The organism is Streptomyces sp. 1114.5 (genome assembly GCF_003635085.1).
Taxonomy (GTDB): domain Bacteria; phylum Actinomycetota; class Actinomycetes; order Streptomycetales; family Streptomycetaceae; genus Kitasatospora.
Genome location: NZ_RBXE01000001.1, coordinates 4,908,664 through 4,929,950 on the forward strand (window position 1 = coordinate 4,908,664; position 21,287 = coordinate 4,929,950).

Genomic DNA, 21,287 nt, shown 5'->3' on the forward strand with positions numbered 1-21,287 from the left:
GCGGGACACCCGCGGGCGCCTCACTTGAAGCTCCAGTGCTGGTTGGCGCTGCCGGTGGAGTCCCAGACCTGGACGGCCGTGCCGTTGGCGGTCTGCCCGCCGGGGGTCTCCAGGGCGCGGCCGCTGGCGGCGTTGGTCAGGGTGTAGGTGCCGTCTCCGTTGCGGGCGGCCTTCCAGTGCTGATTGGCACCGCCGTTGGCGTCCCAGACCTGCAGCCTCGTGCCGTTGCCCGTCTGGCCGCCCGGCTCGTCCAGGACCCGGCCGCTGGCGAGGTTGGTGAGGGTGTAGGTGCCGTCGTTGTTGCGGTCGGCCCGCCACTGCTGGTTGGCGGCGCCGCTGGAGTCCCAGACCTGGAGCGGGGTGCCGTTGCCGTTCTGTCCCGCGGGCTCGTCGAGGACGCGCCCGGCGGCTGCGCCGGAGAGCGTGTAGGCAGCGCCGGAGACGATGTCTCCGCTCGGGGTGCCGCCGCTGCTCCCGTTCAGGGCGGTGAGTACCGCGCCGTAGGCGGCTTTCTTGTTGCCGTTGTTGTCGAACAGCAGCGGGTTCTCGCCGCTGCGCCAGGAGTCGCTGTCGCGGATGCCCCACACGGTGATGCCGGTGCAGCGGGCGGTGTCGAGGCAGGCCCGGACGGTGTCGGCGTAGGCGTTGGCGGGAGCCTGGGCGATGTCGAGTTCGGTGAGCTGGACGTCGACGCCGAGCGCGGCGAAGTTGGCCAGGGTGGTGCGGAAGCTCGCCGGGGCGCCGCCGTTGCCGAAGTGGCTCTGGAAGCCGACGCAGTCGATGGGTACGCCGCGGGACTTGAAGTCCTTGACCATGCGGTAGACGCCCTGGGTCTTGGCGTCGGACCAGTTCTCGATGTTGTAGTCGTTGTAGCAGAGCTTGGCACCGGGGTCGGCGGCGCGCGCGGTGCGGAACGCCTCCTCGATGAAGCCGTCGCCCAGCAGGTTCTGGAAGACGGAGCTGCGGTGGCGGCCGCTGCCGTCGTCGGCGAAGGCCTCGTTGACCACGTCCCAGGCGTAGATCTTCCCCTTGTAGTGGGTGGCTTCCTGGGTGATGTGGTTGTTCATCACGCCGCGCAGGGTGCCGGCGTCGTTGATGGACTTGACCCAGCCGGGCAGTTGGGAGTGCCAGACCAGGGTGTGGCCGCGCATCTTCTGGCCGTGTGCGGCGGCGTGGTTGACGATCGTGTCGCCGGGGCCGAAGTTGAACGATCCCCGGGAGGGTTCGGTGCTGTCCCACTTCATCTCGTTCTCCGGGGTGATCGTGTTGAACTCCCGGTCGAGGATGGTGGAGTACGTCGAGTCTCCGAGCCTGCCCGCGGCCACCGCGGTGCCGAAGTAGCGGCCGCTGCCGGCCGCCGCCGCGCCCAGCGTGCTCGCCCCGGCGCCGTGGGCCATGGGGCTCGCGGCGATGACCGTGACCGAGCTGACGGCGAGGCAGGCGGCTGCCGTCAGGACGTTGCGGGGACGTTTCTTTTGAGTGAGCCATGACATGACGGATCGTGCTCCTTTGGGTGGGGAACGGCCTCCGCGCCGGTGGGGGCCGGCGCTTCGTCCCGACGGGAGGGATCGTCCTGACGTGTCGACACGCCTGTGAGCGCTAACAATTCACGCGCAGGCGCGCCCTGACCGACATGTCCAGGCGGACCCTCAGGCAAGGCGATGCGCGTCGTCAGGAGGTGCCCGACGGCGTCGCGAAGGCGGTGCACGGAGTCGACCGGTCACCAACGCCGGTGACCCGACGGTGGTTTGGCGAACACGACCCCGATCCGAGGCCGCAGTTCGGACTTGTCGACGGCGACAGTGTTGGCCCGCGTCCGAGAGGCTGTCAACGCTTTCGGTCAAAACTTCGACAGGTTCGCCCCGGTCTCGCCCCGGCAAATGGGGACATTGGGCGGCGTCGGCCCTGGTGGCGGGGAGCGCAGGGGGTCCACGGGCAGGTCCGGCGGCAGGGCCGGCGTTTCGAAAGTTTCGGGGCCGAAGCCGCCGGGAAGGCCCGGGCCGTACCGGCTCGGCGCCCGGCCGGACCGTGCCCGGCTCAGCGCCGGCCGGGCGGCACGGTGCTGGAGCGCACCACCAGGGTGGTCGAGAGTTCGAGCCGGGTGGGTGTCGCCGGGGCCTCCCCGGTGCGCAGGGCGAGGATCAGGCGGGTCGCCTGTTCGCCCATCTCGCGCAGGGGTTGGCGGACGGTGGTCAGTGCGGGGCTGCTCCACTGGGCGATGTCCAGGTCGTCGTAGCCGACGACGGACAGGTCCTCGGGCACGCGCAGGCCGCAGACCCGGGCGGCCTCCATGACGCCGAGCGCCTGCAGGTCGCTGCCGGCGAAGATCGCGGTAGGCGGCTTCGGGAGCTCCAACAACCGCTTGGCGCGGGCGAATCCGCCCTCCGCGTGGAAATCGCCGAAGGCGGTCAGGGTGGGGTCGACCCGTAGGCCGGCCATGGACATCGCCGAGCGGTAGCCGTCCAGTCGGGCCAGCGAGCAGAGGGTGTCCGCGGGGCCGGTGACGATGGCGATGCGCCGGTGGCCGAGTTCGATCAGGTGCCGGGTGGCGGCGAGACCGCCGGCCCAGTTCGCCGAGCCCACCGAGGGCACGTCCGGATCGGGGTTGCCGGCCGGGTCGATGATCACGAACGGGATGGACCGCGCCCGCAGTTGGCGCTTCAGCTCGGGCGGCAGGCTGGAGAAGACCAGGACGACTCCGAGGGGGCGCCGGCGCAACACCGCCTCGATCCACTCCGCTCCCGGGGCGTGGCGTGAACCGCTGCGGGTGACCACCATGGCGGCGCCGTGCTCGCTCGCCACGGCCTCGACGCCGCGCAGGAGTTCCATCGCCCAGAGGCTGTCGAGCTCGTGGAAGACGATCTCGACCAGGGGCGCCTCGGCACTGCTGCGCGCGGCGCGCCGGTAGTCGTGGGCGCGCAGGATCCGCTCGACGCGGACACGGGTGGGCGCCGAGACATCGGTGCGGCCGTTGAGGACCTTCGAAACCGTCGAAACGGAGACCTCGGCCTCGCGCGCGATGTCGGCCAGCGTCACCCGCCCCAGTTCATCGCCCTTTTCCATGGACGCAGCATAGGACACGGGCGGCGCAGGGCAGTTGACGCATCACGCTTCAGTAACCCTCGGTACGAGGGATTGACCCGAAACGTCTCCGCAACCTAGCGTCCGGCGCAGCGTGGATTTCGAGAAGCGGATCGAAACTTTAGGAGACTGCTGATGAAGCGACGCACGTTAGTCGGTGCGCTCGGTCTGGCCGCGGCCATGGTGGGGATGACCGCCTGCGGCAGTGGCGGGTCCTCCGCCGGCGGGGACTCCGGCACGATCCACGTGCTGGTCTACGGGGACGCCAGCAACAAGGTCGAGAAGCAACTGGTCGAGACCTTCAACAAGACCTCGAAGGTCAAGGCCGTCCTGGACACCATCCCCGGCGCGGACTACCAGGCCAAGCTCAACACCGTCATCAACACCCCGCAGGCGCCGGACGTCTTCTTCAACTGGGGCGGCGGCAGCATCCAGCCCTACGTGAAGTCCGGCCTACTGCTCCCGTTGGACGACATGATCGCCGCGGACCCGGGGCTGAAGAGCAACTTCCTGTCCTCGGTGTTCAACACCGCGGTGATCGACGGCAAGTCCTACGGCATCCCGATGCGCGGCACCCAGCCCGTGCTGCTGTTCCACAACAAGAAGGTGCTGGCCGACGCCGGCCTGGGCGTCCCGAAGACCTGGGACGACCTGCTCGACGCCGTCCGGGTGCTCAAGGCCAAGGGCGTCACCCCGTTCGCCCTCGGCGGTGGTGACCAGTGGCCGACCCTGATGTGGTACGAGTACGTCTTCGACCGCGTCGCGGGCCCCGAGCTGTTCCAGAAGGCGCTGTCCGGCGACAAGGGCGCCTGGGAGAGCGAGGACGCCAAGAAGGCCCTGGGCATGCTCAAGCAGCTGGTCGACGCCGGCGCGTTCGGCTCGAACTTCGACTCGGTCAAGTTCACCGACGGCGGCTCCCCGGCCCTGCTCGCCAAGGGCAAGGCGGCCTTCGAGCTGATGGGCTCCTGGGAGTACGCCACCCAGCAGGACGCCAACCCCGACTTCGCCAAGGGCGCCCTCGGGTACGGCGGGTTCCCCGGCATCCCCGGCGGCAAGGGCGACCCGGCCAACGTGGTCGGCAACACCAACAACTTCTACTCGGTGCTGAAGAAGAGCAAGCACCCCGAGGCGGCGGCCGCCTTCCTGAAACTCATGTACTCCGACGAGTTCGTGAAGGCACAGCTGGCGATCGGCAACCTGCCGACCACCACCAACACCGAGCAGTTCCTCGGCACCGCGGCCAACCCCGACTACTCGAAGTACCAGTACGACCTGGTCAAGGCCGCCCCCTCGTTCCAGCTGTCCTGGGACCAGGCGTACCCGCCGGCCGCCAACGCGCCGATCCACACCGCCGTCCAGCAGTTCTTCGACGGCAAGCTCGACGTGGACGGCTTCGCCAAGGCCATGCAGGCCCTGCCCGCCTCCTGAGGGGAACCGCCATGAGTGCTTCCTCCTTCGTGTCCGCGTCCGGCCGCCGTCGGCGGGGCGCCGGACCGGTTCCCCGCCCCGGGCGGCGAGCCGGTCCGGCGTCGGGGTGACCCGCCCGGGCCTCGTCTGGGCCGTACCCGCGACGGTGTTCTTCCTGCTGTTCGCGATCGTGCCGCTGGTGCTGGTGGCGGTGCTCTCCTTCACCAGCTGGAACGGCGTCGACGCCCCCCGGTTCAACGGCCTCGCCAACTGGACCAGGCTGCTGCACGACCCGGTGATGACGCAGAGCGTCTGGCTGACCCTGCTGCTGACCGCGGCCGGCGTGGTCGTGCAGACCCCGGTGAGCCTCCTGCTGGGCGTGTGGGCGGCCGGTCACCAGCGCAACCGCGCCGTGCTGTCCGCGATCTTCTTCGTCCCGCTGCTGCTGTCCGCGACCGCGGTCTCGGTGGTCTGGCGCGCCATCCTGGATCCCAACTTCGGCGTGCCATCGGAACTGGAATGGCTGTTCGGCGACGGCAACCTGATGGGAAGTCAGGGAAGCGCCATCGCGGTGCTCACCTTCGTCGGCATGTGGCAGTGGACGCCCATGCACGCCCTGCTCTACCAGGGCGGCGCCCGGGCGATCCCGCAGGTGCTCTACCAGGCCGCGTCGATCGACGGCGCGGGCAAGGTGCGGCAGTTCTTCCACATCACCCTTCCGCAGCTGCGGAACACCGCCATCACCTCGGTGATCCTGATGGTGGTCGGCGGACTCACCACCTTCGACACCGTCCTCATCCTCACCCAGGGCGGTCCCGGCACCGACACCACCAACAGCGCCTACTACATGTACCAACAGGCCTTCAAGAGCTTCGACTTCGGCGCGGGCTCGGCGATCGCCCTGGTCCTCGTGGTGGCCGCCACGCTGATCTCGCTCGCCGTCGTGCGCCTGTCCGGCTACGACCGGATGCGCAGCACCACGGAGGGACTGTGATGCGCCGGCGCCCCAACCACCTCGCCGGGCTCGGCTCGCTGGTCTGGCTGGCCCTGGTGGGCTTCCCGCTGTACGTCCTGCTGATCTCCACGTTCCGGACCCGCTCCGACTACTCCTCGCAGGGCCCGCTCACCTTCCCCTCCGAGCTGACCCTGCAGAACTACCTCGACGACTTCTCCAACGGCTTCGGCCGGGACTTCCTCAACACGCTCGTGGTCACCGTGAGCGTGGTCGCCATCGTGCTGCTCGTGGTGCCCCCGCTCGCCTACGCCATCGTGCGGGCCCGGGGCCGGACCATCGGCACGGTCTTCCGGATCTTCCTGCTGGGGCTGGCGATCCCGGCGCAGGCCGTGATCGTGCCGATGTTCTACGTCATCAGCAAGGCCGGCCTCTACGACCACCTGATCGGCGTCATCCTGCCCACCGCCGCGTTCTGCCTGCCGGTGTGCACGCTGGTCCTCACTGGCGCCATGCGGGACATCTCCGGCGAGCTCTACGAGGCCATGGCCATGGACGGCGCCTCGCCGTGGCGGGTCTTCTGGCAGCTGGTGCTGCCGCTGTCCAGGGGCGGCCTGTCGTCCGTCGTGGTCTTCGCCGCCCTGCAGGCGTGGAACGGCTTCCTGTTCCCGCTGATCCTCACCCAGTCGGAGAGCACCAAGGTCATCACCCTCGGCCTGTACGACTTCCAGACCGAGCACGGCGTCGACGTGCCCGGGCTGCTGAGCGCCGTCGTGCTGTCGATGCTCCCCGTCTTCGTCGTCTACCTGTTCGCCCGACGTGCCTTGGTCCAGGGCCTCATGGGCGTCGGAGGGAAGTGACCGGCACCATGAACCTCGCCGCCCCGTCCGCTGAACCGACCGACCGCTGGCGCGACCGCGCGCTCAGCCCCGAGGAACGCGCGCACGCCCTGATCGCCGAGATGACGCTGCCGGAGAAACTGGCCCAGCTCGTCGGCGTCTGGGTCGGCGCCTCCGACGAGGGCGGCGACGTCGCCCCGCACCAACACGACATGGAGGAGGCACCCGACCTCGACGACCTGCTCCCGTCCGGACTCGGCCAGTTGACCCGGCCCTTCGGCACGGCACCGGTCGACCCGGCGCTGGGCGCGCTCTCGCTCGCCCGCAGCCAGCAGCGCATCGCCGCCGCCAACCGGTTCGGCATCCCCGCCCTCGCGCACGAGGAGTGCCTGGCCGGGTTCGCCGCCTGGGGCGCCACCGCCTACCCGGTGCCGCTCTCCTGGGGCGCCACCTTCGATCCGGACCTGATCCGGCGGATGGCCGCCGCCATCGGGCGCGACCTGCGCGCGGTCGGCATCCACCAGGGCCTGGCCCCCGTCCTCGACGTCGTCCGCGACGCCCGCTGGGGCCGGGTCGAGGAGACCATCGGCGAAGACCCCTACCTGGTCGGCACGGTGGCCACCGCCTACGTCCAGGGCCTGGAGTCCGCCGGGATCGTGGCCACGCTCAAGCACTTCGCCGGCTACTCCGCCTCGCGCGCCGGACGCAACCTCGCCCCCGTGGGCATGGGCACCCGCGAACGCGCCGACGTGATCCTCCCGCCCTTCGAGATGGCGGTGCGCGAGGGCCGCCCCCGGTCGGTCATGCACGCCTACACCGACACCGACGGCGTCCCCTCGGCCGCCGACGAGGCGCTGCTCACCGGGCTGCTGCGCGACACCTGGGGCTTCGAGGGGACGGTGGTCGCCGACTACTTCGGCATCGCCTTCCTCAAGCTGTTGCACGGCGTCGCCGGGGACTGGGCCGAGGCGGCGGCCCTCGCCCTGGCCAGTGGCGTGGACGTGGAGCTGCCGACGGTCAAGACCTTCGGCGAGCCGCTGCTGCGCGCCGTCGAGGACGGGACGGTGTCCGAGGCGCTGGTCGACCGGGCGCTGCGCCGGGTGCTGGTGCAGAAGGCCCAACTCGGCCTGCTGGACGGGGACTGGGACGCCGTCCCGGCGGCGCTCTCCGGCCGCCCGCTCGACGACCCGGCCAGGCTGCGCGGCTCGGTCGACCTGGACGGCCCGGAGAACCGCGCCCTGGCCCGGGAGATCGCCGAGCAGGCCGTGGTGCTGCTGCGCAACGACGGCACCCTGCCGCTGCGCCACCCCCGCCGGATCGCGCTGATCGGCCCCAACTCCGACACCCCGACCTCGGTGCTCGGCTGCTACGCCTTCCCGGTGCACGTCGGCGGCCAGCACCCCGACGTCCCGATCGGCATCGAACTGCGGACGCTGCGACAGGCGCTGGCGGCGGAGTTCCCCGGCAGCGAGCTCCGGACCGTGGCCGGGGCGAGCATCGACGGGGCCGACACCTCCGGCTTCGCCGAGGCCGTCGAGGCGGCCCGGAGCGCCGATGTCGCGATCGTCGCCCTGGGCGACCGGGCCGGCTTGTTCGGGCGCGGCACCAGCGGCGAGGGCTGCGACGCCGAGTCCCTGCAACTGCCCGGCGTGCAGCAGCAGTTGCTCGACGCCCTGCTGGACACCGGCACGCCGGTCGTGCCGGTGCTGCTGGCCGGCCGTCCCTACGCGCTGGGGCGCGCGGTGACCGAGGCGGCGGCCCTGGTGCAGACCTTCTTCCCGGGCGAGGCCGGCACCGAGGCGGTCGCCGCCGTGCTCAGCGGACGGACCGACCCCTCGGGCCGGCTGCCCGTCAGCATCCCGGCCCGCCCGGGCGTCCAGCCCTCCACCTACCTCGCCGCCCGACTGGCCGGTCCGAGCGAGGTGTCCAGCACCGACCCCACCCCGGCGTTCGGGTTCGGGCACGGCATCGGCTACACGACCTTCGCCTGGACCGACCTGGAGGTGGAGCAGGCGACCGCCGCGACCGACGGGGCGGTCGGCCTCGCCTTCACCCTGCGCAACACCGGCGACCGGACCGGCAGCGAGACCGTCCAGCTCTACCTGCACGACCCGGTCGCCAGCGTGGTCCAGCCGGTGCAGCGGCTGATCGGCTACCGGCGGGTCACCCTCGCCGCGGGCACGCAGACCCGGCTGCGGGTCGTCGTCCCGGCGGACCTCGCGTCCTTCACCGGACGCGACGGGCGACGCATCGTCGAGCCGGGGGAGTTGGAGCTGCGCGTCGCCGCCTCCAGTACCGACATCCGGCTCACCGCGACCGTCCGACTGGAGGGGCCGGTCCGCGTCCTGGACCACACCCGGCGCCTGCACCCGACGTTCCACTCCGCCTGACCCGAGTACCGGTGGAGGTTCCTCCGCGGTGGCGGCCGTACCCGGTGGCACCGCGGGTGGTGGCACCGCAGGTGGTGGCGCCCAGGACCTCCTTCCCACCCACGACACACTCGAACGGAGAGATCCCGTGTTCCGCTTCCGCTCGTTGACGTCCCGCTTACTGGGCCTGCTCGCCGCGGTCGGCCTCGCGGTCGGCCTGAGCCTGCAGGCGGCCCCGCAGGCCGCCGCCGCGTCGCTGACCCAGATCACGAACTTCGGCACCAACCCGACCGGGCTGCTGATGCACCTGTACGTGCCGAACAACGTCAGGCCCAACCCGCCGATCCTGCTGGCCCTGCACGGGTGCCAGGGGACCGGGCCCTACATGTACTCCAGCACCGACTTCGGGTCGCTGGCCGACCGGTACGGGTTCCTCGTCATCTACCCCTCGACGAACCCCAGCGGGAGCTGCTGGGACGTCTCCTCCGACCAGGCGCTGACCCGCAACGGCGGCAGTGACCCGGTCGGGCTGATGTCGATGATCACCTACGCGGAGCAGCACTACGGCGGCAACGCCGACGCCGTGTACGTGACCGGGGAGTCGTCGGGCGGGATGATGACGAACGTGATGCTCGCCGACTACCCCGACGTGTTCAAGGCGGGCGCGGCGTTCATGGGCGTGCCGTACCACTGCTTCTACACCGGCACCGTCCGCGGCTGGAACGGCCCCTGCGCCCAGGGGCAGGTCTCCATGACTCCGCAGCAATGGGGCAATCTGGTGCGTGGTGCCGATCGCGGCTACACCGGTCCGCGTCCGCGGGTGCAGCTGTGGCACGGGACCGCCGACACCACCCTCAGCCACAACAACCTCGGTGAAGAGATCAAGGAGTGGACCGACGTCCTCGGCGTGAGCCAGACCCCCTCGGCCACCGACACCCCCGCCGCGAACTGGAACCGCACCCGGTACGACAACAGCGCCGGCGTCACCCAGGTCGAGGCGTACAGCATCGCCGGGGCCGGGCACCAACTGCCGGTGCAGGGTACGGCCATGGCGGCCACTGCCGTCCACTTCATGGGCCTGGACGGGGGGACGTCCGGCGGCGGCACGACCGGTGCGCTGAAGGCGGTGGCCGCGGGCAAGTGCCTCACCGACGCGAACGGCACGACGCTCGGCACGCAGCAGCAGATCTACCCGTGCAACGGCGGTGCGAACCAGACCTGGACCCGTACGGCGTCGAACCAGCTGACCGTGACGGTGGGCGGCAGCACGCTGTGCCTGGACGCCGAGGCGCACGGCACCAGCCCCGGCACCAAGGCGATCGTCTGGTCCTGCAACGGCCAGGCCAACCAGCAGTGGCAGCTGAACCCGAACGGCACCGTCACCGGGGTGCAGTCGGGGCTCTGCCTGGACGTGGCCGGTCTGGCCACCGGCGACGGCACGCCGGTCCAGCTGTGGACCTGCAGCGGCGGCAGCAACCAGCAGTGGAAGCTGGGATGACACCGGGCGAGTGACTCCCCGCGCGCCCGGCTGTGACCGGTCGGCCGTGACGAGGTCCCGCCGCCGCCCGTTCCCGCCCCCCGGCCGGCTCCGGGAACAGGCCTGCCCGCCGCACCGTCACGGTGCGGCGGGCAGCCGCGCAGCCGGGGCGAACGCGGTGGCGCTCAGGAGCCGGAGCAGGGGAGCCCGGTGAATGGGAGCGCTCCCATCGTCGACATGAAGCCGGCCCGGCCATCGGGGCGTCAAGAGGCCGTAACAGACCGGAAATTGGCCAGGGCCTCGTCGCGCCGCAGGTCAAGATTGGATAACGGGCGGGGGCGGGTCTTGTCGACCCGATTGTTAGCGCTAACAATCTCGTCTCAAGTGCAACAGCGTCACCACCGCGCCCCGCTGGACGAGATGGTGTCGCGCCGCCCCCGGGCCGCACCTCGCCCCCCAGTCGTTTCGCCCCACCCCGTGAACGCGGGCCGTTGCCGCCGTCCGTGCGATCGACGATCCCGAGAGGAAGTCCCCACATGTCCAAGAGAGTTGCGTCGGTCCTGGTTGCCGGTGCGATGGTCGCCGTCCTCGCCGCCTGTGGTTCCGGCGGCGGAGGCTCGGCCGGCCAGGGTTCCGGCCACAAGCTCGTCGTGGGCTTCTCGCAGGTCGGCGCGGAGAGCGGTTGGCGCACCGCCAACACCAAGTCGATCCAGGAGGCGGCGAAGAAGGCCGGCATCGAGCTGAAGTTCTCCGACGCGCAGCAGAAGCAGGAGAACCAGATCAAGGCGATCCGCTCGTTCATCCAGCAGAAGGTCGACGTGATCGCCTTCTCGCCGGTGGTGGAGTCGGGTTGGGACACCGTCCTGAAGGAGGCCAAGGACGCGCACATCCCGGTCATCCTGACCGACCGGGCGGTGGACTCCAAGGACGAGTCGCTCTACGCCTCCTTCCTCGGCTCGGACTTCGTCGAGGAGGGCAAGAAGGCCGGCGACTGGCTGGTCAAGGAGTACGCGGCCGCCAGCGGTGACGTGAACGTCGTCCAGCTGGAGGGCACCACCGGTTCGGCGCCGGCCAACGACCGCAAGTCCGGCTTCGCGGACGCCGTCAAGGGCGAGCCCAAGTTCAAGGTGGTCGCCTCGCAGACCGGCGACTTCACCCGCGCCAAGGGCAAGGAGGTCATGCAGGCCTTCCTGAAGTCCCAGCCGAAGATCGACGTGCTGTACGCGCACAACGACGACATGGCGCTCGGCGCGATCCAGGCGATCGAGGAGGCCGGCAAGAAGCCGGGCACCGACATCAAGATCGTCTCGGTGGACGGCGTCAAGGACGCCTTCACCGCCATGAGCCAGGGAAAGATCAACTTCGATGTCGAGTGCAACCCGCTGCTCGGCGACCAGCTGATGGACCTGGCGAAGAAGGTCAAGGCGGGTGAGCAGGTTCCGCGCCGGATCAAGACGGAGGAGGGCACCTTCACCCCCGAGCAGGCCACCGCGGCCCTGCCGAACCGTCAGTACTGACCCACCCCGACCGTGCGGGGCCGTTCCTGTGCTCAGGCCCCGCACGGTCCGGACCGGACCGCCCGAGGGCGGGACGCGTCCGGGAGACGCGAAAGGCCCGGGAGGCACGAGGTGCCCGGGAAACACGAGAGGAGAACCGGGGTGCGGCAGCAACCGGTCCTGGAAGTCCGGGGGATCCGCAAGGAGTTCCCCGGGGTGGTGGCGCTGGACGGGGTCGACTTCCGGCTCTTCCCCGGCGAGGTGCACGCCCTGATGGGGGAGAACGGCGCCGGGAAGTCCACGCTGATCAAGGTGCTCACCGGCGTCTACCAGTCGGACGGCGGCGAAGTGGCGCTGGCCGGCGAGCCGGTGCGGGTCGCCGGGCCGCTGCAGGCACAGGAGGCCGGCATCAGCACGGTCTACCAGGAGGTGAACCTCTGCCCGAACCTGTCGGTCGCGGAGAACATCTTCATCGGGCGCGAACCCCGCCGGTTCGGCCTGATCAACTGGGCCGAGATGCGCCGCCGGGCCGCCGAGCTGGTCCGCGAGCTGGACCTGGACATCGACGTCAGCGCACCGCTGAACAGCTACTCCATCGCCGTCCAGCAGCTGGTGGCGATCGTCCGCGCGGTGGACGTCTCCGCCAAGGTGCTGATCCTGGACGAGCCGACCTCCAGCCTGGACCGCGACGAGGTGCGCCAACTCTTCGCCGTCATGCGGCGGTTGCGCGACCAGGGCGTGGCGATCCTGTTCGTCTCGCACTTCCTCGACCAGATCTACGAGATCTGCGACCGGATGACCGTGCTGCGCAACGGCCGACTGGAAGGCGAGTACCTGACCAGCGAGCTGAACCAGGTCGAACTCGTCTCCCGGATGATCGGCGCCGAACTCGCCGGACTCGACCAGCTCGGCGGCGGCAAGCGGCGCGAACGCACCGCGCCGGCTCAGGGCGGGGCGGCGTTCCTGGAGGCCGACGGGCTGACCCGGCGCGGAGCCGTCGAGCCGTACGACCTGGACATCCGGCCCGGCGAAGTGATCGGCCTGGCCGGGCTGCTGGGCTCCGGACGGACCGAGGCCGCCAGGCTGCTGTTCGGCGCCGACCAGAGCGACGGCGGCACCCTGCGGATCGAGGGCGCCGTCACCGCGCTGCGCAGCCCGCGTGACGCGATCGCCCACGGCATCGCGTTCTGCTCCGAGAACCGCAAGACCGAGGGCCTGGTCGGCGAGCTGACCGTCCGCGAGAACATCGTGCTCGCGCTCCAGGCCTCCCGCGGCTGGATCCGCCCGCTGTCGCGCTCCGCGCAGGACGAGTACGCGCTGCGCTGGATCCGCGCGCTGGACATCCGCCCCGGCAACCCCGAGGCGCTGGTGCGCAACCTCAGCGGCGGCAACCAGCAGAAGGTGCTGCTCGCCCGCTGGCTGATCACGGACCCCAAGCTGCTGATCCTCGACGAACCCACCCGGGGCATCGACATCGGGGCCAAGGCCGAGATCCAGAAGCTGGTGGCGAACCTCGCCGAGGACGGCATGGCGGTCCTGTTCATCTCCGCCGAACTGGAGGAGGTGCTGCGGCTCAGCCACCGGATCGGCGTGCTGCGCGACCACCGGATGGTCGCCCAGCTCGACAACGACGGCGCGCTCACCCCGGAGCGCGTCATGGCCACCATCGCGAGCGGAGCGCACCAGTGAGTACGGCAACGGCGGCGGCGAGCCCGGTGAAGGCGGTGACCAGGTCCCGGTTGTTCTGGCCGGCCGCGGTGCTGGTCGTGCTCCTGGTCGCCAACCTCGCCTTCACCCCCGACTTCTTCGCCGTCCACGTCCAGGGCGGCCACCTCTACGGCTCCCTGATCGACATCCTGCACTTCGGCGCCCCGTTGATCCTGGTGTCCCTGGGCATGACCCTGGTGATCGCCACCGGCGGCATCGACCTGTCGGTCGGTTCCACCGTCGCGATCTCCGGCGCCCTGGCCTGCCTGCACATCAGCGAGTCGTCCGACCCGGGCGGCCTCGGCACCGTGCTGACCGCCCTCGGCATCGCGCTGGGCACCGCCCTGGTGCTCGGCACGGTCAACGGGCTGCTGGTGGCCAGGGTCGGCGTCCAGCCGATCATCGCCACCCTGATCCTGATGGTCGCCGGACGCGGTGTGGCCCAGCTGATCACCGACGGCCAGATCATCACCGTCACCAGCGACCCGTACAAGATGATCGGCGGCGGCTACTGGCTGACCATGCCGTTCGCGATCCTGCTCAGCGCCCTCGTGGTGCTGGCCACCGTGCTGCTGACCCGCTCCACCGCGCTCGGGCTGCTGCTGGAGTCCGTCGGCGGCAACCCCGTGGCCAGCCGGCTGGTCGGCATCCGGGCGATGCGCCTGGTGGCCCTGGTCTACGTGTTCAGCGCGCTGTGCGCGGCGCTGGCCGGCCTGATGGTGTCCTCCAACGTCTCGGCCGCCGACGGCAACAACGCCGGGCTGTGGATCGAGCTGGACGCCATCCTCGCGGTGGTGCTCGGCGGGACCTCGCTGAACGGCGGCCGGTTCTCGATCGGCGGCACCGTGCTGGGCGCGCTCATCATCCAGACCCTCTCCACCACCGTCTACACCATCGGCATCCCGCCGGAGACCACCCTGGTGTTCAAGGCGTTCGTCGTGATCGCGGTCTGCCTCGTCCAGTCGCCCAAGTTCCGAGCCAAGCTGGCCGCCCGTGGCACGCGGACCCGGCGCAACACCGGGTCGCACACCGCGGCCCGCACCAACCGGGAGGTCGGCGCATGAACGCCAATGCCCTGCTGACCCGCCTGCGCGGCCAGATCCCGCTGCTGGTCACCGCGGTCCTGCTGGTGTCGATGTTCGGCGTCGGCTCGGCGCAGTACGACGGCTTCTTCTCCGGCCAGGTCGTGCTCAACCTGCTGATCGACAACGCCTTCCTGCTGGTCGTCGCGGTCGGCATGACCTTCGTCGTGCTGACCGGCGGCATCGACCTGTCGGTCGGCGCAGTGGTGGCGCTGTCCACCATGGTCTCCGCCTGGCTGGTCGAACAGCACGGCTGGCCGCCGTTGCTGGTGATCCCGCTGGTCCTGCTGATGGGCACCGCGGGAGGCTGGTTGATGGGCTGGATCATCCACGTGTTCGAGATCCAGCCGTTCATCGTCACCCTGGCCGGCATGTTCCTGGCCCGCGGCCTGTGCTACACGATCAGCGTCGAGTCGATCTCCATCACCGACCCGCAGTACACCGCCATGGCGCAGACCCGGATCCCGCTCGGTGACCTGTTCGTCTCGCCGAGCGCGCTGGTCGCCCTGCTGGTGGTCGCCGCCGGATTCGTGGTCCTGCACTACACCCGGCTCGGCCGCAACGTGTACGCGCTCGGCGGCAGCGAGCAGTCCGCGCTGCTGATGGGCCTGCCGGTGCAGCGCACCAAGACCACCGTCTACGCGATCAGCGGCTTCTGCTCCGCACTCGGCGGCGTCCTGCTCACCTTCTACATGCTGTCCGGCTACGGCCTGCACGCGGTGGGCCTGGAACTCGACGCGATCGCCGCGGTCGTCATCGGCGGCACCCTGCTGACCGGCGGCTCCGGCTACGTGCTGGGCACCCTGCTCGGCGTGCTGGTGCTCGGCCTGATCCAGACCGTGATCAGCTTCCAGGGCACCCTCAGCTCCTGGTGGACCCGGATCGTCATCGGCGCCCTGCTGTTCGTCTTCATCGTCCTGCAGCGCCTGGTCACCGCCCGCCGGCGCTGACCGTGAGGCGCCCTTGACCATCGTCGCCGCCCGGCCACCACGCGTGGCCGGGCGGTTCGCGCTGCCCGGAAGCGCGCTGCGGAGAATTACTTGACATCCTCAACTGTTCAGTCCTACCGTTTCGGTATTACTTAATGGGATGAACCATCGAGTGAGTCAATACTTCTTGCGAGGAGCACCACCCATGAAGGCCATCACCTACCGCAGCTACGGCGGACCGGACGTCCTGGAGTACGGGGACGTGCCCGAGCCCAAGCTCGGCCCGGACTCCGTCCTGGTCCGCGTGGCGGCGGCCTCGGTCAACCCGGTCGACTGGAAGATCCAGGCCGGTTACCTCGACGCCGCCATGGACGTGGTCTTCCCCGTGATCCCGGGCTGGGACGTCTCCGGTGTCGTGGAGCGGGTCGGCGTCGGAGTCACCGAGTTCACGCCGGGCGACGAGGTGATCGGCTACGTCCGCGAGGACATGGTGCGCCGCGGCACCTTCGCCGAGTACGTCGCCGCGCCCGTGCGCACCGTCGCCCGCAAGCCCGCCAACCTCGACTTCGCCCAGGCCGCCGGCCTGCCCCTGGCGGGCCTCACCGCCTACCAGGCGCTGACCCGAGCCCTGGAAGTCAAGCCGGGCGACACCGTCCTGGTCCACGCGGCCGCCGGCGGGGTCGGCTCACTCGCCGTCCAGATCGCCGTCGCCCTCGGTGCCCGGGTGATCGGCACCGCGAGCGAGCGCAACCACGACTACCTGCGCACCCTCGGCGCCGAGCCGGTGGCCTACGGCGACGGCCTGGCCGACCGCGTCCGCGCGCTGGCGCCGGAGGGCGTCGACGCCGTACTCGACCTGGTGGGCGGCGAAGCCCTCCGGATCTCGCCGGAGCTGCTCGCCGAAGGCGGCCGCCTCGCCTCCGTCGCCGACGGCGCCGTCCTCGGCCTCGGCGGCCACTACGTCTTCGTGCGCCCCGACGCCGCCGACCTCACCGCCCTGACCGACCTCGTCGAGAGCGGCCGGCTCACCGTCGAGGTCGCGGCGACGTTCCCGCTGGAGCAGGCGGCCGACGCCCAGCGCCTCAACGCCGCCGGCCACACCCGCGGCAAGATCGTCGTCACCGTCCCCTGACCCCTCCGCCCGAACCGCCCCTCACCAGGACCGTCCCGCACCACCCGGAAGGACCCTCCGTGTCCCTCGTCGTGATCACCGACTGGCTCGCCGACACCGGCGCCGAGCAGCACGTCGCCGACCTGCTCCCCGCCGTCACCGAGGCCGCGCTCACCGAGCCCGGCGTGCTCTCCTTCCGGGTGGTCCGCTCCCTGCGGGACCAAGGCGCCTTCGTCGTCTTCGCCGAGTACGAGGACGAGAACGCGCTGGCCGCCCACCGCGAGAGCGCGCCCTACCAGCGACTGGTCCTCGCCGGCATCACCCCGCACCTCATCGACCGCCAGGCCGAGGCCTACGCCCTCGTCTGACGCGAGCCGCCGACCCGAGGCTTTACCGCCGGGTCGGCTGCTGCACCACGGGATGCCTGGGGTGGTGGCTACGGGTGGGTGTTCTTGGTGGTGGGCTGGGTCTTCTGGTTGTAGAGCTCCTTGCCGTCCGCGTTGTAGGCGTGGACGTAGGGGGTCGGGGGGTGGGCGTTGGCGTCGGGGCCGGTGGAGATGGCCGCGGTGTAGGCGAAGGCGCCGTCTGCCATGACGGCCGGGTACTGGGTCGGGTCGTCGCCGTAGCTGATGGTGACCTTGGCGACCTCGGGTGTGTAGTGTCCGGCGCCCAGCGAGAGGTACTGCCCGGCACCGGTCGGGGTGCTGAAGCTGTCGAAGAACGAGATCAGGTGGCCGGTGCCCCACAGGCGGTCGTTGATGAACGTCGCGGGGACGGAGGTGCTGTGGCCCTTGTGGCCCTTCGACTCGCACTGCACGTACTGACCGGCGGAGTCGACGGCGATGACCACGCCGTCGGTGTCCGAGGAGGCGACGGGAGTGCGGACCGCGATCACCGCGTGGTACCGCGGCGCGTCGGACCCCAGGCAGGAACCCAGGATCCCGGCGACGGCCCCCGCATCGATCGGGGCCGTCGCCGTGCTGGTCACCGTGAAAGCCGCCGGGGGGCGGGGTGAAGCCGACGCGGAGGAAGCGGCTGTGGTGGCTGCTCCTTGCGGCGGTTCCGGTGAGGGTTGTGGTCCCGGCGAGTGCAGCGCGGACGGGAGGGCCAGGCACAGGGCTGCCGCCGTGCAGGCCGCGGTCGCGCCCAGGGCGCGCCGGCGGTGGCGGCGCCGGTCGGCGCGTCGGCGGATCTCCGCAGCGGGCAGGATCGGTGCGGGGACCTGCGTGCCGAGCAGCCGCAGCCGGTCGCCGAGGGTGTCGTGGTCGTGGTCAGACACGGAGCTTTCCTTCCTCGCTGGTCGGGGCCCGGTCGGCGAGTTCGGCCGCGAGCGCGGCCCGGCCGCGGGCGAGGCGGCTCTTGACAGCGCTGACGCTGGCGCCGGTCTCGGCCGCGACCTGCTCGACGGAGAGGTCGCACATGTGGTGCAGGACCAGGGCGCTCCGCTGCGCGTCGGGCAGCTCGCGGAGCGCGGCCACCACCATCAGGTGCTCCTCGGTGGGCGGCTCGACGGTGGGTGGTGCTTGGCGGTGGTGGTAGCCGGCGGCCAACTGCAGGCCCCGGGCCAGGCGTCGCCAGCGGGACAGGGCCAGCCGCCGGGCGGTGGTCCGGATCCATGCCTCCGGGGCGCTGTTCGGGTCGAAGCTGCGCCTTCGGTCCCACGCCCGGATGAAGGCTTCCTGGACCACGTCCTGTGCTTCGGACCAGTTGCCGGTGAGCGCGTAGAGCTGCCCGGTCAGGCGGGAGAAGGACGCCGCGTAGAACGCGTCGAACTCCTGTGGCGTCATCAAGGGCCTCTCCTCCGGGACTGTCCGTCAGCTCGCGGCACAGGCGGCCCGCGAGGAGGCACCACTCGGCCGCGGCGGTGAAGCCGTGCGTCCTGGGTGAAGCCTCCCGCCCTGTACGCACGGGCGCCGTCCCGAGGTTGCACCCACGGCCTATGACCTGGATCACGTGTGCGAGGTGTGACCTGACGGGCGTCGGGAGGCGTACAGGGGAGCCGGCGTCAACCGGACGCCCGCAGGAAAGGACACGGATTCATGCGTATCCGCCCGATCATGCTCATCGCCGCCCCCGTCGCCGCCGCGGCCATCGCGACCGCGGGAGGAATGGCCACGGCCGCAACCGGCACCTCCACCCCCACCCCCACCTCCACCCGCACGGCCACGCCCACGGCCCAGAGCAAGCCCGCCACCGCGCCGGCCTCCGGCAGCGGCTCGACCGCTACCGGTGTGACGGCCACCCCGGCGGCTTTCACGGTGACCAGCACGGCGACGGCCCCGATCGATGCGGGGGCCGTCGCCGGGATCCTGGGTTCCTGCCTGGGGTCCGACGCGCCGCGGTACCACGCGGTGATCGCGGTCCGCACTCCCGTCGCCTCCTCGGACACCGACGGCGTGGTCATCGCCGTCGACTCCGCCGGTCAGTACGTGCAGTGCGAGTCGAAGGGCCACAAGGGCCACAGCACCTCCGTCCCCGCGACGTTCATCAACGACCGCCTGTGGGGCACCGGCCACCTGATCTCGTTCTTCGACAGCTTCAGCACCCCGACCGGTGCCGGGCAGTACCTCTCGCTGGGCGCCGGACACTACACACCCGAGGTCGCCAAGGTCACCATCAGCTACGGCGACGACCCGACCCAGTACCCGGCCGTCATGGCAGACGGCGCCTTCGCCTACACCGCGGCCATCTCCACCGGCCCCGACGCCAACGCCCACCCCCCGACCCCCTACGTCCACGCCTACAACGCGGACGGCAAGGAGCTCTACAACCAGAAGACCCAGCCCACCACCAAGAACACCCACCCGTAGCCACCACCCCGTGATGCAGCGGCCGACCCGGCGGTAGCGCCCGCCGGGCTCGGGCGGCTACCGCCAGGGCGGTGCGGGACGGGGGCATCCGCTTCGACCGGAGTGCCGGCAGCGGATCCGCCCCGGTCGTCGGCCGAGAGGCCGCCGCGGGGACGCGCGGGGGCAGCGGGAACACGGGTGCACCTCGGGACGTGTGGGAACCCCGGCTGCCGGGGGCGGCAGCCGGGGCGGGGAGGAACAGGGGTCAGGAGGCGGTGCCGGTGACGGTGTCACCGGTCCTGGTGACGGTGTAGGTGACGGTGTCGCCGGTCCAGAAGCGGAAGGTGAACGTCGCCGGGACGCCGTCCTTGAGGGACTTGACGTAGTCGGGCTTGAGAGTGGTGGTGTCGGCGCCGTAGTCGGCACGGAGGTTGTCGAACGACTGGTAGGTGGTCCAGGACGCGGGGCCGGCCGCTGTGCCGTCGGCGTAGGTGGACTGGACGTTGGCCATCAGGGCGCCGTTGAACCGGGTGGGGATGGTGAGCCCGTCGAGCGTCCCGGTGGCGTTGGCCATGGTCGGCTTGTCGTACGAGCGCACGAAGAGCTTCCACGGGACGCCGTCGGAGTACCGGACTTCGAGGGTGGCGTTGACGCCGGCGGCGCGGTCTCCGGCGAGGCGGGTGAGGGCGTCGGCGGTCAGGGTGAGCTTGTCGTCGTCGAGGGTGTAGTCCATGAAGGGGATCAGCGGGCGGTCGCCCTGCCAGAGCCCGGCGAACCAGAGGCCGTTGCGGTTCAGGGTGATGGTCTGCGCGGCGATGGGGCCGGACTTCGGCACGAAGAGGTTGTCGGTGGAGGCGGTGCCCGAGCGGGTCCGCCAGGAGCTCTGGATCAGGGCCTTCATCTCGGGGACCATCCACTGCATGGTGGAACGGTTCAGGAAGTCGTTGTAGGCGTCCCAGACGGCGGAGGTCATGCCGTTGCGCCGCGCCTCGTAGTTGACGTGCTCGAAGTACTTGAGCATCTCGCCGCGCTCGACCACGCCGGAGTAGGGCGAGGTGAGCAGGCCGTACTCGCCGAGGTAGACGGGGATGCCCTTGGCGACGAAGGTGTCGTGCACGCGGGCGAAGCCCTCGGTGAGGTCCGACTGGGCCTTGGCGTCGTACGTCGGGTCGTTCGCGATGTTCACGCTGAAGGGGTACCAGCTGTAGTAGTGCACGGTGGCGACCAGGTTGCGGTCGTTCAGCGAGCTCATCGTGGTGGACAGGTCGTCCAGCCAGTGCTGGGCGTTGTTGGTTTCCTCCGAGGGCAGGACGAGCAGGCGGTCCTTGTTCCTGCCGCCGGAGTTGCGCACGATGCTGTGGAACGAGGTGTTGAGTTCCCGCAGGTACTGGGTCTTCTGGGCGTCGGTCGCGGCGTCGAACTGCGGTTCGTTGATGCTCTCCATGAGCAGCGTGCGCGGCTCGTCCTTGAACGCGGTGGCGATCTGCTGCCAGGTGGAGTCGAACCGGGCCACGATGTTGTCGTGGTCGGTGGACATGTACTTGATCCACTGCCACGAGTCGTGGTGGACGTTGATCTCGACGTAGAGGCCGTCCTCCAGGGCGAGGTCGACCACCTGCTTCACCCGCTTCATCCACACCGGGTCGATGGTGTACGGGGCGGTCGCGGACTGGTGCGGGTACCAGGTGACGGGGATCCGGACGCTGCGGAAGCCCTGGGCCTTGAGGCCGTCGAACGTCGCCTTGGTGGTGAGGGGATTGCCCCAGGAGGTCTCGTCGGGGATCGCGTCGAGGGTGTTGCCGAGGTTCCAGCTGGGCTGCATCTGGGCGACTGCGGCCATCGGGTTGTCGGGGACCCTGAGCCCGGCGGCCTCGGCCGTGGACGGGGCCCGGTCGGCGGGGGCGGCGACGGCGGTGCCGCCGCAGAGGGCGCCGGTGGTGACCAGGGCCACCACGAGGCCGGCCGTCCGGTGGAGCCGGCGGGCGAGTGGGCGGGCGGTCTGCTGTTCGTCGTTCACGGCATGTCCCTTTCGGGTGAACGGGTGGGGA

Annotated in this window: 17 protein-coding genes; 12 read left to right on the plus strand and 5 right to left on the minus strand. The window is 70.8% G+C overall.

Going from position 1 to position 21,287, the window contains the following annotated elements:
* Positions 1-20: 20 nt before the first annotated feature.
* Both BX285_RS21770 and BX285_RS21775 read right to left on the minus strand, forming a co-directional pair.
* Positions 21-1,493, minus strand: coding sequence for an endo-1,4-beta-xylanase (locus BX285_RS21770; RefSeq protein WP_121176592.1), 1,473 nt, complete (start codon positions 1,491-1,493; stop codon positions 21-23).
* 544 nt (positions 1,494-2,037) lie between these two features.
* Positions 2,038-3,063 carry a LacI family DNA-binding transcriptional regulator gene (locus tag BX285_RS21775; protein WP_121176596.1) on the minus strand — a complete coding sequence of 342 codons (1,026 nt, stop codon included), beginning with the start codon at positions 3,061-3,063 and terminating at the stop codon, positions 2,038-2,040.
* 153 nt (positions 3,064-3,216) lie between these two features.
* Between BX285_RS21775 and BX285_RS21780 the strand changes: the two genes are divergently transcribed.
* The 11 genes from BX285_RS21780 to BX285_RS21830 all read left to right on the plus strand — a co-directional run bounded on the left by BX285_RS21780 (position 3,217) and on the right by BX285_RS21830 (position 16,818).
* Positions 3,217-4,509, plus strand: coding sequence for an ABC transporter substrate-binding protein (locus tag BX285_RS21780; protein ID WP_121176598.1), 1,293 nt, complete (start codon positions 3,217-3,219; stop codon positions 4,507-4,509).
* 106 nt (positions 4,510-4,615) lie between these two features.
* Positions 4,616-5,482 (plus strand): carbohydrate ABC transporter permease, encoded by an 867-nt coding sequence (locus BX285_RS21785; protein WP_121176601.1) that lies wholly within the window; start codon positions 4,616-4,618, stop codon positions 5,480-5,482.
* Positions 5,482-6,300 carry a carbohydrate ABC transporter permease gene (locus tag BX285_RS21790; protein ID WP_097239528.1) on the plus strand — a complete coding sequence of 273 codons (819 nt, stop codon included), beginning with the start codon at positions 5,482-5,484 and terminating at the stop codon, positions 6,298-6,300. The genes BX285_RS21785 and BX285_RS21790 overlap by 1 nt, the downstream gene beginning before the upstream one ends.
* Before the next feature lie 8 nt (positions 6,301-6,308).
* On the plus strand, positions 6,309-8,669 hold the full coding sequence (locus tag BX285_RS21795; RefSeq protein WP_121177795.1) for a glycoside hydrolase family 3 N-terminal domain-containing protein: 2,361 nt from the start codon (positions 6,309-6,311) through the stop codon (positions 8,667-8,669).
* Positions 8,670-8,796: 127 nt separating this feature from the next.
* Positions 8,797-10,146, plus strand: a complete 1,350-nt coding sequence (locus BX285_RS21800) for a PHB depolymerase family esterase (RefSeq protein ID WP_121176603.1) — start codon at positions 8,797-8,799, stop codon at positions 10,144-10,146.
* Between the two features lie 515 nt (positions 10,147-10,661).
* Positions 10,662-11,642, plus strand: coding sequence for an ABC transporter substrate-binding protein (locus BX285_RS21805; RefSeq protein WP_097239530.1), 981 nt, complete (start codon positions 10,662-10,664; stop codon positions 11,640-11,642).
* A gap of 141 nt (positions 11,643-11,783) precedes the next feature.
* Positions 11,784-13,310, plus strand: a complete 1,527-nt coding sequence (locus tag BX285_RS21810) for a sugar ABC transporter ATP-binding protein (protein ID WP_121176606.1) — start codon at positions 11,784-11,786, stop codon at positions 13,308-13,310.
* Entirely contained in the window at positions 13,307-14,392 is a 1,086-nt protein-coding gene (locus BX285_RS21815) for an ABC transporter permease (protein ID WP_097239532.1), read from the plus strand. The genes BX285_RS21810 and BX285_RS21815 overlap by 4 nt, the downstream gene beginning before the upstream one ends.
* Entirely contained in the window at positions 14,389-15,360 is a 972-nt protein-coding gene (yjfF, locus tag BX285_RS21820; protein WP_179852989.1) for a galactofuranose ABC transporter, permease protein YjfF, read from the plus strand. The genes BX285_RS21815 and yjfF overlap by 4 nt, the downstream gene beginning before the upstream one ends.
* Positions 15,361-15,544: 184 nt before the next feature.
* Positions 15,545-16,471 (plus strand): NADP-dependent oxidoreductase, encoded by a 927-nt coding sequence (locus BX285_RS21825; RefSeq protein WP_121176608.1) that lies wholly within the window; start codon positions 15,545-15,547, stop codon positions 16,469-16,471.
* A gap of 59 nt (positions 16,472-16,530) precedes the next feature.
* Positions 16,531-16,818 carry an antibiotic biosynthesis monooxygenase family protein gene (locus BX285_RS21830; RefSeq protein ID WP_179852990.1) on the plus strand — a complete coding sequence of 96 codons (288 nt, stop codon included), beginning with the start codon at positions 16,531-16,533 and terminating at the stop codon, positions 16,816-16,818.
* 68 nt (positions 16,819-16,886) lie between these two features.
* Here BX285_RS21830 and BX285_RS21835 read toward each other — a convergent pair whose 3' ends face one another.
* Positions 16,887-17,729, minus strand: coding sequence for a hypothetical protein (locus BX285_RS21835; protein WP_121176614.1), 843 nt, complete (start codon positions 17,727-17,729; stop codon positions 16,887-16,889).
* Complete coding sequence (locus BX285_RS21840) at positions 17,722-18,237, minus strand: SigE family RNA polymerase sigma factor (protein WP_097239536.1); 516 nt, start codon at positions 18,235-18,237, stop codon at positions 17,722-17,724. Before BX285_RS21840 ends, BX285_RS21835 begins: the two co-directional genes overlap by 8 nt.
* Positions 18,238-18,489: 252 nt before the next feature.
* Here BX285_RS21840 and BX285_RS37455 point away from each other — a divergent pair, with 252 nt between their 5' ends.
* A complete protein-coding gene (locus tag BX285_RS37455; protein ID WP_183107131.1) occupies positions 18,490-19,260 on the plus strand; it encodes a hypothetical protein in 771 nt (256 codons plus the stop codon).
* A gap of 244 nt (positions 19,261-19,504) precedes the next feature.
* Here BX285_RS37455 and BX285_RS21860 read toward each other — a convergent pair whose 3' ends face one another.
* The gene (locus BX285_RS21860; RefSeq protein WP_121176619.1) at positions 19,505-21,256 is read right to left on the minus strand and encodes a cellulase family glycosylhydrolase; all 1,752 of its coding nucleotides are present in this window, start codon (positions 21,254-21,256) and stop codon (positions 19,505-19,507) included.
* Between the last annotated feature and the right edge of the window lie 31 nt (positions 21,257-21,287).

Bases quoted from the DNA above. Each gene is read 5' to 3' on its own strand.
- BX285_RS21770 (WP_121176592.1), bottom strand. From the start codon at position 1,493: ATGTCATGGCTCACTCAAAAGAAACGTCCCCGCAACGTCCTGACGGCA.
- BX285_RS21775 (WP_121176596.1), bottom strand. From the start codon at position 3,063: ATGGAAAAGGGCGATGAACTGGGGCGGGTGACGCTGGCCGACATCGCG.
- BX285_RS21780 (WP_121176598.1), top strand. From the start codon at position 3,217: ATGAAGCGACGCACGTTAGTCGGTGCGCTCGGTCTGGCCGCGGCCATG.
- BX285_RS21790 (WP_097239528.1), top strand. From the start codon at position 5,482: ATGCGCCGGCGCCCCAACCACCTCGCCGGGCTCGGCTCGCTGGTCTGG.
- BX285_RS21795 (WP_121177795.1), top strand. From the start codon at position 6,309: ATGAACCTCGCCGCCCCGTCCGCTGAACCGACCGACCGCTGGCGCGAC.
- BX285_RS21805 (WP_097239530.1), top strand. From the start codon at position 10,662: ATGTCCAAGAGAGTTGCGTCGGTCCTGGTTGCCGGTGCGATGGTCGCC.
- yjfF (WP_179852989.1), top strand. From the start codon at position 14,389: ATGAACGCCAATGCCCTGCTGACCCGCCTGCGCGGCCAGATCCCGCTG.
- BX285_RS21825 (WP_121176608.1), top strand. From the start codon at position 15,545: ATGAAGGCCATCACCTACCGCAGCTACGGCGGACCGGACGTCCTGGAG.
- BX285_RS21840 (WP_097239536.1), bottom strand. From the start codon at position 18,237: ATGACGCCACAGGAGTTCGACGCGTTCTACGCGGCGTCCTTCTCCCGC.
- BX285_RS37455 (WP_183107131.1), top strand. From the start codon at position 18,490: ATGCGTATCCGCCCGATCATGCTCATCGCCGCCCCCGTCGCCGCCGCG.